The organism is Phyllobacterium sp. P5_D12 (genome assembly GCF_054049495.1).
In genome coordinates this window covers 1-14,237 of sequence record NZ_JBFUMG010000068.1, presented here as the reverse complement: position 1 = coordinate 14,237, position 14,237 = coordinate 1, and the positions used below count along the sequence as shown (strand labels likewise).

Annotated in this window: 13 protein-coding genes; 5 read left to right on the top strand and 8 right to left on the bottom strand. The window is 54.6% G+C overall.

Going from position 1 to position 14,237, the window contains the following annotated elements; genetic code table 11:
- From ACXJ5O_RS07340 to mnmE, 5 genes are all read right to left on the bottom strand, one after another.
- Positions 1 to 795: ParB/RepB/Spo0J family partition protein (locus tag ACXJ5O_RS07340; RefSeq protein WP_457299310.1), on the bottom strand; the 795-nt coding region annotated here is incomplete at its 3' end.
- Between the two features lie 39 nt (positions 796 to 834).
- The gene (locus tag ACXJ5O_RS07335; RefSeq protein ID WP_457299309.1) at positions 835 to 1,629 is read right to left on the bottom strand and encodes a ParA family protein; all 795 of its coding nucleotides are present in this window, start codon (positions 1,627 to 1,629) and stop codon (positions 835 to 837) included.
- A 54-nt stretch (positions 1,630 to 1,683) separates the two neighbouring features.
- A complete protein-coding gene (gene rsmG / locus ACXJ5O_RS07330) occupies positions 1,684 to 2,268 on the bottom strand; it encodes a 16S rRNA (guanine(527)-N(7))-methyltransferase RsmG (protein WP_457299314.1) in 585 nt (194 codons plus the stop codon).
- A gap of 56 nt (positions 2,269 to 2,324) precedes the next feature.
- Positions 2,325 to 4,211: a tRNA uridine-5-carboxymethylaminomethyl(34) synthesis enzyme MnmG gene (gene mnmG / locus ACXJ5O_RS07325; RefSeq protein WP_457299313.1), complete on the bottom strand. Its 1,887-nt coding sequence runs from the start codon at positions 4,209 to 4,211 to the stop codon at positions 2,325 to 2,327.
- 176 nt (positions 4,212 to 4,387) lie between these two features.
- Positions 4,388 to 5,722, bottom strand: a complete 1,335-nt coding sequence (gene mnmE, locus ACXJ5O_RS07320; protein ID WP_457299308.1) for a tRNA uridine-5-carboxymethylaminomethyl(34) synthesis GTPase MnmE — start codon at positions 5,720 to 5,722, stop codon at positions 4,388 to 4,390.
- A gap of 73 nt (positions 5,723 to 5,795) precedes the next feature.
- Here mnmE and ACXJ5O_RS07315 point away from each other — a divergent pair, with 73 nt between their 5' ends.
- Entirely contained in the window at positions 5,796 to 7,802 is a 2,007-nt protein-coding gene (locus ACXJ5O_RS07315) for a thioredoxin domain-containing protein (protein WP_457299307.1), read from the top strand.
- 3 nt (positions 7,803 to 7,805) lie between these two features.
- Here ACXJ5O_RS07315 and rho read toward each other — a convergent pair whose 3' ends face one another.
- From rho to hemE, 3 genes are all read right to left on the bottom strand, one after another.
- Positions 7,806 to 9,071 carry a transcription termination factor Rho gene (gene rho, locus ACXJ5O_RS07310; protein ID WP_106714794.1) on the bottom strand — a complete coding sequence of 422 codons (1,266 nt, stop codon included), beginning with the start codon at positions 9,069 to 9,071 and terminating at the stop codon, positions 7,806 to 7,808.
- Between the two features lie 197 nt (positions 9,072 to 9,268).
- Complete coding sequence (hemJ, locus tag ACXJ5O_RS07305) at positions 9,269 to 9,808, bottom strand: protoporphyrinogen oxidase HemJ (protein WP_457299306.1); 540 nt, start codon at positions 9,806 to 9,808, stop codon at positions 9,269 to 9,271.
- A gap of 22 nt (positions 9,809 to 9,830) precedes the next feature.
- A complete protein-coding gene (hemE, locus tag ACXJ5O_RS07300; protein ID WP_457299312.1) occupies positions 9,831 to 10,862 on the bottom strand; it encodes a uroporphyrinogen decarboxylase in 1,032 nt (343 codons plus the stop codon).
- Positions 10,863 to 11,307: 445 nt separating this feature from the next.
- Between hemE and ACXJ5O_RS07295 the strand changes: the two genes are divergently transcribed.
- From ACXJ5O_RS07295 to coaE, 4 genes are read left to right on the top strand one after another with little or no spacing between them, the layout of a single operon-like run.
- Positions 11,308 to 12,096, top strand: a complete 789-nt coding sequence (locus tag ACXJ5O_RS07295) for a pyruvate, water dikinase regulatory protein (protein ID WP_457299311.1) — start codon at positions 11,308 to 11,310, stop codon at positions 12,094 to 12,096.
- A gap of 27 nt (positions 12,097 to 12,123) precedes the next feature.
- The gene (locus ACXJ5O_RS07290; protein WP_457299305.1) at positions 12,124 to 12,717 is read left to right on the top strand and encodes a Maf-like protein; all 594 of its coding nucleotides are present in this window, start codon (positions 12,124 to 12,126) and stop codon (positions 12,715 to 12,717) included.
- On the top strand, positions 12,710 to 13,567 hold the full coding sequence (locus tag ACXJ5O_RS07285) for a shikimate dehydrogenase (RefSeq protein WP_457299304.1): 858 nt from the start codon (positions 12,710 to 12,712) through the stop codon (positions 13,565 to 13,567). The genes ACXJ5O_RS07290 and ACXJ5O_RS07285 overlap by 8 nt, the downstream gene beginning before the upstream one ends.
- Positions 13,564 to 14,145, top strand: coding sequence for a dephospho-CoA kinase (coaE, locus tag ACXJ5O_RS07280; protein WP_457299303.1), 582 nt, complete (start codon positions 13,564 to 13,566; stop codon positions 14,143 to 14,145). Before ACXJ5O_RS07285 ends, coaE begins: the two co-directional genes overlap by 4 nt.
- The last annotated feature ends 92 nt before the right edge of the window (positions 14,146 to 14,237 follow it).

The window sequence follows — 14,237 nt, the reverse complement described above, 5'->3', positions numbered from 1 at the left end:
CGATACGCGCATTCCCATGACATCTGAAAGCAGCTTCTCCAAGGCCTTGGTATCCGCGTCCTTGCCCTCCCCGGGTTCGGCTTTCCGCTTGACAGCCGACGGCTTGCCACCATCCTGCGCAAGCGCTTCAGCCTGGCGTACTGACAAGCCACCCTCGACGATTTTTTCGGCAAGCGCAGCTGGGTCTTCCGTCGTGATGAGGGTGCGAGCATGACCGGCCGACAACGAACCATTTGTAATCATGTCGCGCACGGAGTCAGGCAGTTTGAGCAGCCGCAGCGTATTGGCAACGTGACTACGGCTCTTGCCGATCACCTGTGCCAGATCGGCTTGGGTATACTCGTGATCATCGATAAGCTGTTGATATCCCATACCTTCTTCGATGGGATTGAGGTCGGCGCGCTGTACGTTTTCGATGATTGCGAGTTCAAGCGCGACGCGATCATTAACCTCGCGGATAATGACCGGGACTGTCGCAAGCCCGGCGCGCTGGGCCGCACGCCAGCGGCGTTCACCCGCAATCAATTCGTAATGGCCAGGAGAATCCTTTGCCGGACGAACAACCACGGGCTGGACGATGCCATGCTCCCGAATCGACTGCGTCAAGTCTTCAAGATCACCTTCCGTAAATTGGCGGCGTGGGTTCCGAGGATTTCGCGTTATGAATTCGATGGGGACTTTGCGGTCCAGATTCGCCACAGATTGTGGGCTCGCTTCATCAGGCACACGGTCCATCTCGCCTATCAGGGCTGCCAGACCGCGGCCCAAACGTTTTTTTGACAGGTCTTCGTTCATCGTAATGGGGCTCTCATAAATGTTTCGTCTTCGAATCGATTAGGCAGCACGTAAATGGCGCTCTCTCTGAATAACCTCGGATGCGAGCTGTAGATAAGCTTGGCTGCCCGCGCATTTCAGATCGTATAAAATCGCTGGAATTCCGTAGGACGGCGCCTCGGAAACCCGAACATTGCGCGGTATAACTGTCCGGTAAACCTTGTCGCCCATGAACGAGCGCACATCATCCACGACCTGCGTCGCGAGATTATTGCGCCCGTCGAACATCGTAAGCACGATTCCCTGGATCGTCAGGTTCGGATTAAGCGCCGTTCTGACCTGATTGACGGTCTCCAGAAGCTGGCTTAATCCCTCTAACGCGAAGAACTCGCACTGCAATGGCACCAGAACCGAGTCTGCCGCTGCCATCGCATTCATTGTCAATAGATTGAGCGACGGAGGGCAATCGATCAAAATGTAGGTGAAGGGGGATGCTTTCACGCTACCCCGAAACGCCTTACGCAACCGTGTAGCACGGTCTGACGCGTTAGAAATCTCCATTTCGACGCCAAGAAGGTCCAGCGTAGACGGAATTAGCGATAAATTAGGCACCGCCGTTGGCACGGCGGCCTCCTCGACGGAAGCTGACTGCATCAGGACATCGTAGGACGATATCGTCCGATTCTTTCGATCGATTCCAAGACCGGTGCTCGCATTGCCTTGGGGATCAAGATCGACAATCAGTACAGACTCGCCGATTGCCGCCAGTGCCGTGGCTAGATTGATGGCGGTCGTGGTTTTACCCACTCCACCCTTTTGATTGGCTATGGTAATGATGCGAGTCTGGCTGTTCATCGCTTGGCTTCCTGAGCAAAACGTTGATCGGGGCCGATCAAGCGAGTGCAAATTCTATACGTTCGTGCCGTTCCGTCTCAAATTACTGATTTGCAGGACTACAGAATCTTTGTCGACGGCACTTTCACGTTCTACCAGATCAAACGACCATGCGTCACGGCTTTCCTCGATTTCCCTGCGGTAATCCCGTCCTTTTTGAAAAAGCGCGACTGCACCCCGGCTCAACCAAGGCTCCGCGAGTGTAAATAAACCACTCAACGAAGCGAGCGCGCGGGCAGTTATGATATCCGGAGGAGCTATTTTGGCCCATGCAGCATCTATTCGCATAGCATGGACGGTCCCAGGGGTTGAGAATTGGCCAATCGCCGTGCGCAAAAAAGCAGCCTTCTTGCCGTTGCTTTCAACCAGATCGATACTGCTCCCCGGTCTTTGTTTCAGAAGAATTGCCAGTATAATACCTGGAAACCCACCGCCGGAGCCAAGATCCAGCCACTTCAGGGCATTTGGTGCCATGTCGAAAAGTTGAGCACTATCGACAATATGCCGTTCCCAGAGCTGATCGAGTGTTGAGGGCGACGCCAGATTAATTGCCGCTGACCACTTACGGAAAATCTCTTCAAAGCCATTAAGATTATCCATTGTTTCACGTGAAACAATGGATACAACCTCTTTCAGGCGTCTTTCACGGGCAGAACTCACGCCACATCACGCCTGGCAGTCCGGCGTATCTGGGTGATGATGAGCGCCACTGCTGCGGGGGTCATGCCATCAATACGCTGCGCTTCCGCAATCGATAGCGGCTGCCGCTGCTTCAACTTTTGCTTTAGCTCATTTGACAGGCCCGCTGTTGTGGAAAAATCAATCGACTGCGGAATTAGCAAGGATTCTTCGCGCTCCATGGCCGCCACGTCGGCCTTCTGCCGGTCAAGATAGACCGCGTACTGCGCTTCAATCTCCAGCGCATCAGCAATGCGACCATCGATCTCACAAAGCTCCGGCCAAATTTGCTTGAGACGCACAAAGTCGATGTCGGGGAACGCCAACAGGTCGTAGGCCGAGCGCCGGATGCCATCCTGGTTCAAATGGAGATCAGCCCGCGCGGCTGCATTGGGAGTGATCGTCAAGCCCTTTGCGAGTGCGCGCGCTGCATCGAGATCACGCGTCCGGCCAGCAAAGCGTTCCTTGCGTGCCGTGCCGAGAATGCCAAGCCGTTCAGCCATCGGAGTCAAGCGTTCATCAGCATTGTCCGCCCGAAGCGACAACCGGAACTCGGCCCGAGATGTAAACATGCGGTATGGTTCGCTTACACCACGAGATGTGAGATCATCCACCATAACGCCAATATAAGCCTCCGTCCGCTGAATAATGACAGGAGCGGAACCAGCAGCGAGACGAGCCGCATTGAGACCAGCAAGCAAACCTTGAGCAGCGGCTTCCTCATAACCTGTGGTTCCGTTGATCTGGCCCGCCATGAACAGGCCCGAAATACGACGTGCTTGCAAGCTGCGATCAAGTTCGCGGGGATCAATAAAATCATACTCGATGGCGTAGCCCGGCTGCAACATAACAGCATGTTCCAAACCCGGTATGGTCTTCAAGAGATCGAGCTGGACATCCTCCGGCAGCGAGGTCGAGATGCCGTTGGGATAAACGGTGTTGTCGTCGAGACCTTCCGGCTCAAGAAATATCTGATGTCCGTCCCGATCCCCAAACTTTACGATTTTATCCTCAACGGACGGACAGTAACGCGGCCCGACGCCTTCAATGGAGCCGGAATACATGGCCGATCGATGCAAGTTCGCCCGAATAATTGCATGTGTTTCCGGCGTGGTTCGCGTAATCCCGCAATCTATCTGCGGATTCTGAATCGAATCCGTCATCAGCGAAAAGGGCAATGGATCCGCATCGGCGGATTGCATGTCCAGGTTCTGCCAATCGATCGAAGGCCCGTCGAGCCGTGGCGGCGTGCCAGTCTTCAATCGTCCGAGCGCAAACTCATATTTTGCCAAGGTGTCTGAGAGGCCAAGGGCAGGGGCCTCGCCCATACGTCCCGCAGGGATCTGCTTTTCCCCAATATGAATGAGACCACGCAGAAATGTTCCGGTCGTTAGAACCGCTGACGCGCAGGATAGAATGCGCCCATCCATCAGCTGGACCCCAATAACCCTGCCATTTTCAATAGCGAGATCACTGGCACCGCCCTCAACCACTGTTAAATTGTCTTGCTCGGCGATTGCCTGTTGCATGGCCAGACGATAGAGCTTGCGATCCGCCTGGGTGCGCGGCCCGCGAACGGCAGGACCCTTTCGGCGATTCAGCAAGCGAAACTGGATACCCGCGGCGTCGGCCACTCGACCCATGAGCCCGTCGAGTGCATCGATCTCGCGGACAAGGTGCCCCTTGCCCAGTCCGCCAATGGCCGGATTACACGACATAACTCCGATCGTGTCAGCACGATGTGTGATCAGCGCCGTCCTTGCGCCAAAGCGCGCAGAGGCTCTCGCCGCTTCACAGCCGGCGTGACCACCACCAATAATGACGACATCAAAAACGTCTTTCACGAGCCACAAACTTTCAGAGATTCAAATCTGCGTCTTGATGGGCAAAACCGCGCCGGGAGTCAAGTATAGGCTGATGGTCCATGTTTCACGTGAAACAATCGGCACTTTGGTATCCTCACAAGCTGTGCGTTGCTGCCTTCCCTTTCGCGCCGGGCAGGGTGCGCCACAATCCTCTGCGAACAAGTGTTTCACGTGAATCATTTGCCGATGCAGAACTGCGAGAAAACAACGTCGAGAATATCTTCGACATCCACATCACCCGTAATCCGCCCCAACGAATGCGAGGCCCGACGCAAGTATTCGGCACGAACCTCCAGAGGTGCCGCTTCGTCGTGAACCGCAGCCGTGATCTCCCGGATGGTTTCCGCCAAGAGTTCCATGTGCCGGCGGCGCGTGGGCAACGGGTCCGAGAGATTACCAGCAGCAAGCTCTGCCCGTTTAGAGAGCGCCTCCAACACGTCATCCAGTCCTTCCCCTGTTCGGGTGGAGATGACTAGATCATATTTGGCAGCCGCCGAAGGCAACACGAGATCACATTTCGTGCCAAGACGGAGTGTCACTCTATCTGCAACATCGTCCAACGCAGGCGCAACCGGGTTCGATAGATCGGTTAACGTAATTACCAGATCCGCTACGGACGCCTGTTCTCGAGCGCGGTCGATCCCTATTCTCTCGACCTTTCCCTCCGTTTCGCGCAAACCAGCCGTATCGGTAACCAGCACTGGAAGGCCGTTCAGATCAAGTTTTATCTCGATTAGATCCCGCGTCGTTCCAGGCTCATCAGATACGATGGCAACATCGCGACCTGCCAGCGCATTTAGAAGGCTGGATTTGCCCGCATTCGGTGCCCCGACGATAACCACGCGGAAACCGTCGCGGACCATTGCACCGCGTTTTCCGTCTGAAACATGCTTGCCTATGCGGTCAGCTAAATCGCGCATCGACTGCCAGACCTGACCGGAGACGGATCCTGGGACATCCGCTTCGTCGGCAAAATCAAGCTCGGCTTCGATCAAAGCGCGCCCACGTATCAGTTCAGTGCGCCAGGAGACATAGAGAGTTGCTTGAGCTCCAGAAGATATCTGGAGCGCAAGCCTGCGTTGGCCATCGGTCTCCGCCGCTATCAAGTCGGCGAGGCCCTCAGCCACCGTCAGGTCGAATTTGCCATTGGCAAAAGCTCGGCGGGTAAACTCTCCCGCCTCCGCCAACCGGCAGCCTTCAAATTTGTACAACGCAGTAATCATAGCGTCCACAACCGCCTTGCCGCCATGAAGATGGAACTCAGCGCAATCTTCGCCGGTAAAGCTTGCTGGCGCTRGAAAGAACAGCAGCAGTCCACGATCGATGGGACTGCTGTCCGAATCCTTGAAGGAGCGCAAGGCGGCAATCCTCGGCTCGGGAAGCCCGCCGGATATCGTTTCGATAACGAATCGAGTCTGTGGTCCGGAGATGCGCATGACAGCCACGCCAGAGGGAAGCCTACCGCTGGAGAGGGCGAAAATCGTTTCGCCAAAAACATGGTTCTGTTTCATTTCATTCAATCCGCGCCTACACTGGGCCTTGATAGACTGTCGTGTTGCATTCGAAAAGGGTGTTGCAGTTTCGATGTTTGAGAAAGCCAATCTGCTCGGCTACGAGTCCAGCCCCTATCTCCGCCAGCATGCGGCAAACCCTGTCCACTGGCGGCCATGGGGCAAGCTCGCAATGGACGAGGCTCGAGAAGCCCGCAAGCCAATCCTACTATCCGTTGGCTACGCCGCCTGCCATTGGTGCCATGTCATGGCGCATGAGTGTTTCGAAGACGCTGAAGTCGCTGCACTGATGAACGATCTGTACGTCAATGTGAAGGTGGATCGCGAAGAGCGGCCTGACATCGATCAGATCTATATGGCCGCTCTCGGAGCTATGGGCCAACAGGGCGGCTGGCCGCTGACGATGTTCCTGACGCCGGAGGCAAAGCCCTTCTGGGGAGGAACGTACTTTCCCAAGCACTCCAAGTATGGCAGGCCGGGCTTCCTTGATGTCCTCCGTTCGATCAGCTCAGCCTGGCTTCAGGATCGGACGCGCGTCGAGCAAAATGTCCATCTGATTACCACGCACGTGAGCGGGCGGCTTAACGCCCAAGCAGAGTCCACCCCGATTAATAGAGATTTGTTCGATCAATTTGCCGCCGATGTCTACAGCATGATCGATCTATCAAAAGGAGGCCTGTCTGGTGCCCCCAAGTTTCCAAACGCTCCCTTCATGGATACCTTGTGGCTATCCTGGCTCCGAAATGGCGAGATTGCCCATCGGGATGCATTTCTAACCAGCCTGAAGACGATGCTTCAGGGCGGGATTTACGATCATCTCGGCGGCGGATTATCGCGCTATTCGGTAGATGATGATTGGCTGGTGCCGCACTTCGAAAAGATGCTCTACGACAATGCGCAGCTCATCCGGCACGCCACATACGCATATGCCCAGAGCCAAGATGAATTGTTCCGTACCCGAATCGAAGAAACAGTTGGGTGGCTGCAGCGGGAAATGCTTATCGACGGACGCTTTGCTTCCAGTCTCGACGCCGACAGCGAAGGGGAGGAGGGTCGCTTCTACGTCTGGGAGGCTGCCCAAATCCCTGATGAACCAGAATTCCAGGCGTTCCGCCAAGTCTATGATGTGCACGAGAAGGGGAACTGGGAGGAAAAGACGATCCTCAATCGGCTCCACGCTCTCGACAGTCTCGATGCCGACGTTGAACGACAAGTGGCCGGCGCAAGGCAGAGGCTCTTTTCCATACGGGCGAACCGTGTTCGCCCCGGACGGGATGATAAAGCATTAACCGATTGGAACGGTTTGATGATCCGCGCGCTCGCAGAGGCTGCACGCGCATTCGATCGGCCCGATTGGTTGCAACTAGGCGCAACAGCTTATCGTTCCATATCCGAATCGACTGTGGATGGGCGGCTTCCGCATTCGGTCCTCTGTGAGTCGCGACTGTTTCCAGGGCTATCATCAGACTATGCCGCGATGATCAACGCCGCTCTGTCGCTCTATCAGGCGACGCAGGAAAAGCCATATATCAAGGATGCGCAGCATTGGCTCACAATGCTAGATAAATGGCACAGGACCGAGGACGGTAATTATGCCCTTAGCGCTTCTGACAGTGCGGATGTCATCATTCGCGTGCGCGGCGATCAGGATGAGGCGATACCCAGCGCGACCAGCCAAGTCATCGAAGCAATGACGCGCCTGGCGACGATAACCGGAGATGAGGAACTTCGGCAGAATGCGGAAAACATTGCTGAGAATGCGCTGGGCCGGGTGATCCAACAGCGTTACGGACAGGCTGGGGTTTTCAACAGCGCCAGCCTTCTTCTTGAGCCGTTGAAACTGGTTATCGTTGCGCCGGAGATAGACCATCCCCTTATGAAACTGGCGGCTCACACACCTGACCCACGCCGTACCGACATATGGATTGCGTTTCGCAAAGGCGAAAAGATGGAACTCGTTCCTGGCGCCGGCGAGGTCACAATAAACAAACCCGCAGCCTATTTGTGCCGCGGGTTCGTCTGTCTTGCACCGGTGGAGACGACCGAAGAGCTTCAAACACTGCTTCGGCCAAATTCTTAAACGTTACGTATTCATCGAATCGAAGAATTCACCGTTGGTCTTGGTCTGCTTGAGCTTGTCGATAAGGAACTCGATCGCATCTGTCGTGCCCATGGGAGCGAGAATACGGCGCAGAACGAAAATCTTCTGCAGATCCTGCCGCGGCACAAGAAGGTCTTCCTTACGCGTACCGGATTTCAGAATATCCATGGACGGGAAGATGCGCTTGTCGGCGACCTTGCGGTCGAGCACGATTTCGGAGTTGCCGGTACCCTTGAACTCTTCGAAGATGACTTCATCCATACGGCTGCCCGTATCGATCAGCGCTGTCGCGATAATCGTCAGCGAACCGCCTTCTTCGATGTTACGCGCGGCACCAAAGAAACGCTTCGGCCGCTGCAGGGCATTGGCGTCGACACCACCGGTCAATACCTTACCGGATGACGGCACCACGGTATTGTAGGCGCGGCCAAGCCGGGTAATGGAATCGAGCAGAATAACAACATCGCGGCCGTGTTCGACAAGACGCTTCGCCTTCTCGATAACCATCTCCGCGACCTGTACGTGGCGTGACGCCGGCTCATCAAAAGTAGACGACACGACTTCGCCCTTCACCGAGCGCTGCATGTCGGTCACTTCTTCCGGACGTTCGTCGATCAGAAGCACAATAAGATAGCACTCGGGGTGATTGGCAGTGATTGAATGCGCAATATTCTGCAAGAGTACGGTTTTACCCGTGCGGGGCGGGGCAACAATCAGTCCGCGTTGGCCTTTGCCAAGTGGCGCGACCAGATCGATGACGCGAGCGGAAAGATCCTTGGTGGTAGGATTCTCCAGCTCCATCTTGAAGCGTTCATTTGGATAGAGCGGCGTCAGATTGTCGAAATGGATCTTGTGGCGGATTTTTTCGGGATCTTCGAAGTTGATGGTATTAACCTTGAGAAGGGCGAAATAGCGCTCACCTTCCTTCGGACCGCGGATAGGGCCTTCCACTGTATCGCCTGTCTTCAGCGAAAACCGCCGGATCTGCGACGGTGAAATATAGATGTCATCGGGGCCCGGCAGATAATTGGCATTGGCGGAGCGCATGAAGCCGAAGCCATCCTGCAAAATCTCGACCACGCCTTCGCCGATGATTTCTACCTCTTGCGAGGCCAGTTTTTTCAAGATCGCAAACATCAATTCCTGTTTGCGCATGACGCTGGCGTTTTCAACCTCAAGCGATTCGGCAAAGGCGAGAAGGTCAACCGCGGTCTTGTTCTTGAGTTCTTGTAGTTTCATTTCCTGCATGTGTGCGGAACTCTTAATTCTATTGGTGTGAAATGGGAAAGGGAAATGACGATGCCTGAATGCAGTGCCACTAAAAATGGCCGAAGATTGCTGTGGCGGTATTTCCGGAGAGGAGGCCCTTGTCTAGCCAATCATGGCCATAAGGGCAAGAGATTTCATCAGTGGTATTGATCACTGACCAAAATTTTTATTATCGATCAAAATRGCTTTATGATGACCATGATGACAATAATGACCATCAACACGGTCGGTACTTCATTCATCATACGCCAGAAGCGAACCGTCTTCACGTTTCGATCCTCTGCAAATAGCCGTACCGCCTTGGAAAAATACCCATGCACGCCCGAAAGAACGAGAACAGATAGAAACTTGACGTGAAACCAGCCATCCATGTAAGCGGCCGATTGCCAGGCAAGCCACAGCCCTGCAAGCCAGGTCACACCCATGGCGGGATCGATGATCGCCTTCAACAGGCGATTTTCCATCACTTTGAAGGTTTCGGATTGAACTGAACCCGGTTCGGCAGCGCAGTGATAAACAAACAATCGTGGCAAATAGAGCATGCCAGCCATCCACGAGATAACGGCTATGACATGGATCGCTTTAACCCATGGATAGGCTCCGCCGGGATATACGAAAACCAGCGTGATGACACAAAGCACCACAGTTGCAGCGATCAACCTCGGCAGAACTGGAATTTTCTTCGATTCCGTATCGGTCAATTTGATATCACTCATACTGCTTGCCTACCCTTGATAATCAGGTCCGGATCGTGGCCTGACGTACGCGGTTCACCATCTGCTCGACATGGGACACCGGCGCATCCGGTGTAATGCCATGACCCAGATTGAAGATCAGTGGTCCCCGACCCAACGCATCCAGAATAGCGTCGATGCCATCGTCCAGAGCCCGACCACCGGCAACGACCCGCAAGGGATCGAGATTGCCCTGAACTGCCCCACCACCCTGTAATGACGAGGCCATCGAAAGCGGCACTGACCAATCCAGTCCGAGTGCGGTGACACCGGTACGTTCCCGATAGTTCACATAAAGCGCACCCGCACCTTTGGGGAAACCGATGATTGGAACATCTGGATGAACTTCGCGAACCTTTTTAACAATTGCCGCAACTGGCGCCACGCAAAACCGCTCGAAACAGGCTTCATCGAGAACACCAGACCAGGAATCGAAAATCTGCACCGCATCAGCACCCGCATCGATCTGACGGATAAGGTATTCAGCGGATACATCAGCGAGCTCGTCCAACAGCTTTTGAAATGCTTCCGGGTTGCGATAGGCGAACAGCCGGGCAGGAGCCTGATCCGGTGTGCCATGTCCGGCAATCATATACGTCGCCACCGTCCAGGGCGCCCCACAGAAGCCAAGCAAGGTTGTTTCGGTAGGGAGTTGCTGCCGTAACAGCCGCACGGTCTCGTAGACAGGCTCCAGGCGATCGGCAGCACCTTTCGATTCCAGCCAGAATATCCCGTCCTTGTCGATCGGTGTCATCAGGGGGCCACGTCCTTCCTCGAAGCGAAGATCGCGGCCGAGCGCGTGCGGGACAACCAGAATATCAGAAAACAGGATCGCCGCATCGAAACCAAAACGGCGAATAGGCTGCATGGTTACTTCGACAGCCAGATCTGGCGAATAGCACAGGTCGAGAAAGCTGCCTGCGTTCTTTCGCACTTCTCGATACTCGGGAAGATAGCGTCCCGCTTGGCGCATCATCCAGATTGGTGGAGGAAAGACAGTCTCGCCTCCAAGGACTTTCATCACTTTGCGAACCATCATTGGTCACTCCGATTTATCTTACAAAAAAGAAATTGAGATCTTATTTGGATTTTCTGATTCTTAGAGTCTGTTTGTAATGGGAATTACCACATTGCCAGAATTTTCCCACAACGAACAATTCCGGGTCCAATCCAGAATAACTGCAGCAAAGTTTCCCAAGGTAGTGGTGAAAATCAAGATAAGTCAATTATATCAATTAGTTACCTTAGTATCAATTGTGGATAATCCTGTGAAAGCCATGGGAAAACAGACGAAAAGTCGCAATAGTCCACAGAATTGCAAAACGGTCGGAAGAAGTTCCCACAGGCAGGCTCGCTGTGGATGACTTGCCAATAATTCACATGGCTGCCATCAGTTGTGGAAGCGCTGGCACTTTGTCCCCAATCATCAACAGGACGTGGAATTTTCTGTGACGAAACCGATAAACTACTTTCATCTTCACATGATCTCTGATGCGACGGGAGAGACCCTCATCGCAGCCGGTCGTGCCGCCGCGGCACAATATGCCCATGCACGGGCGATTGAGCATGTCTATCCACTGATAAGGACCGAAAAGCAGATCAAAAGAGTGCTGGAAGGCATAGATGCCGAGCCGGGTATCGTCCTTTACACGATCGTCGATCAGCGGCTTGCCGCCATGATCGACGACACTTGCGCGTCAATCGGTGTCCCATGCGTATCCGTACTCGAACCGGTTCTCACCTTGTTCCAATCTTATCTTGGCGCCCCGGCCGGCCGGCGTGTCGGCGCCCAGCACGTTCTCAATGCAGAATATTTCCAGCGGATTGACGCGCTCAATTTCACAATGGAGCACGATGATGGCCAGCTTCCCCCGGATATCGAGGAAGCAGACGTCATTCTGATCGGCATTTCGCGCACGTCAAAAACGCCAACCAGCATCTATCTCGCCAATCGTGGTATCAAGACTGTCAATGTTCCTATCGTTATCGGGGTGCCCATTCCGGACGTTCTAGTGAAATGCGAAAGACCCTTGATTGTCGGATTGGTCGCTTCGGCGGAACGTATTTCACAGGTACGTCAGCACCGCGTGCTCGGCGCAGCTCTCAGCTTCGACGCCGATCATTACCTCGATCGCGCCAATATTATCGAAGAACTGACCTATGCACGGCAGATTTGTCATCGGCACAACTGGCCGATGATCGATGTTTCCCGCCGTTCAATTGAAGAAACTGCGGCAGCGGTTCTTGCCCTGCGTTCGCAGRGGCGGTAACGCATCGCTGGTCAAGGGAGAACCAACATGGACATCATTCTCGCCTCCAAAAGCCCGTTCCGTGCCACACTGTTGAGAAACGCTGGTATTGCTTTCACCGTTCAATCGGCTGACATCGATGAGCGTGCTGTGGAGGCACCATTGTATGATAGCGGCGCAACGCCAGAAGATGTCGCTCAGATTCTGGCGGAGGCAAAAGCTCTGGATGTCAGTGAGCGCAACCCTTCCGCACTAGTGATCGGTTCCGATCAGACCCTTTCCCTAGGCGATGAGATACTGCACAAGGCGGAAGACATGGAGGCTGCGCGCCGGCAATTGCTGAAACTGTCTGGAAGAACGCATCACCTCAACAGCGCGGTCGTTCTCGCCAAGAATGGCCAGACATTGTGGCGTCACGTGTCGGTCGCACGCATAACTTTGCGCGATCTCGATCCAGGTTTCATTGGTAGATACCTGTCGCGCGTTGGAACCATCGCTTTGCAAAGTGTCGGCGCCTACCAAATCGAGGGCGAAGGCGTTCAGCTGTTCGAAAAGGTTGATGGCGACTATTTCACCATAGTGGGTTTACCGCTTTTGCCATTGCTTGCCGAGTTACGCCGTGAGGGCGCGATAGATGGCTGATTATCCAAAAGCGTTTGTTACGGGATTCCCTATTCGCCACTCGCGTTCGCCGTTGATCCACGGCTATTGGCTGAAGAAATACGGCCTGGAAGGCTCATATCAGGCCATCGAGATTGCGCCGGAAGGCTTTACCGATTTTGTCCGGAGCCTGCAGAACAATGGTTACACCGGTGGCAACGTAACAATACCGCACAAGGAGATGGCTTTTGCCCTGTGCAAAAAGCGCGACAGTGCCGCTGAAGATATCGGCGCTGTCAACACGCTGTGGTTTGAGGATGGAGAGTTGTGGGGTGGTAATACCGACGCCTACGGTTTCCTCGCCAATCTGGATGCCCTCGGCCCGGGCTGGGACAATGGCAATAAAGCGCTGGTTCTCGGCGCCGGCGGCGCCAGTCGTGCAGTCGTCTATGCGCTGAAGCAGCGAGGATTTAATGACATCCGCATAGTCAATCGCACAGTGGACCGAGCGCAGGCACTTGCGGATCGCTTTGGGCACGGCATTAGCCCGCACGGATGGCGGGCAATTCCTGAGTTGCTGCAAGACGCCACATTCATTGTCAACACGACGTCACTGGGCATGGAAGGCGAGGATGATCTGACCTTTGATCTGTCGTCCGCAAATGCAAATGCCTTGTTGACCGACATTGTCTATGTTCCGCTCGAAACGCCGCTGCTAAAGGCCGCGCGGGCGCACGGGCTGAGAACGGTGGACGGTCTTGGCATGTTGTTGCACCAGGCTGTTCCCGGTTTCAAACTTTGGTTTGGCGCCACACCGGAAGTCACGCCGGAACTGCGAGCACTCATTCTTGCCGATATGGACAGACCAACCCACGGTGGGAAGTCCACATGATCGTGCTTGGCCTGACGGGTTCAATCGGCATGGGCAAGTCAACATCCTCTCAAATGTTCATTGACGAAGGAATACCGGTTTACTCGGCCGATGAGACTGTGCATCGGCTTTATTCTGGTGCGGCCGCTCCATTGATCGAAGCGGCGTTCCCTGGAACGACCGAAGACGGCAAGGTGGATCGCACGAAACTTTCCACCGCGGTCATGGGAAATCCCGTGGCCCTGAAAAAGCTCGAGGCGATTGTCCATCCGCTTGTTCGGGCCGAGGAAAACCGATTTCGAGATGACGCGCGCGCCAGCGGTGCGAAACTGATTGTCGTCGATATTCCTCTGCTCTTCGAAACAGGCGCTGAAGACCGGGTTGACAAGATACTCGTCGTTACCGCGCCTGAGGAAGTACAACGAAAACGGGTTCTCGAACGTCCCGGCATGACGGCCGACAAGCTGGACGCCATTCTGGCACGCCAGACTCCGGATGCGGAAAAGCGCGCCCGCGCCGATTTCATCATCGACACACGCCATAATTTTGACGTCACCCGAGATGAAATTCGCAGGATTATCAGTGTACTCACAGTATAGAGGGGAAACATCCAGTCCCCACTTGCCCGCATTGGCCAATTCGTGGAACTTGGGCAAAGGGGTGATTCCATGCGCGAAATCATATTTGATAC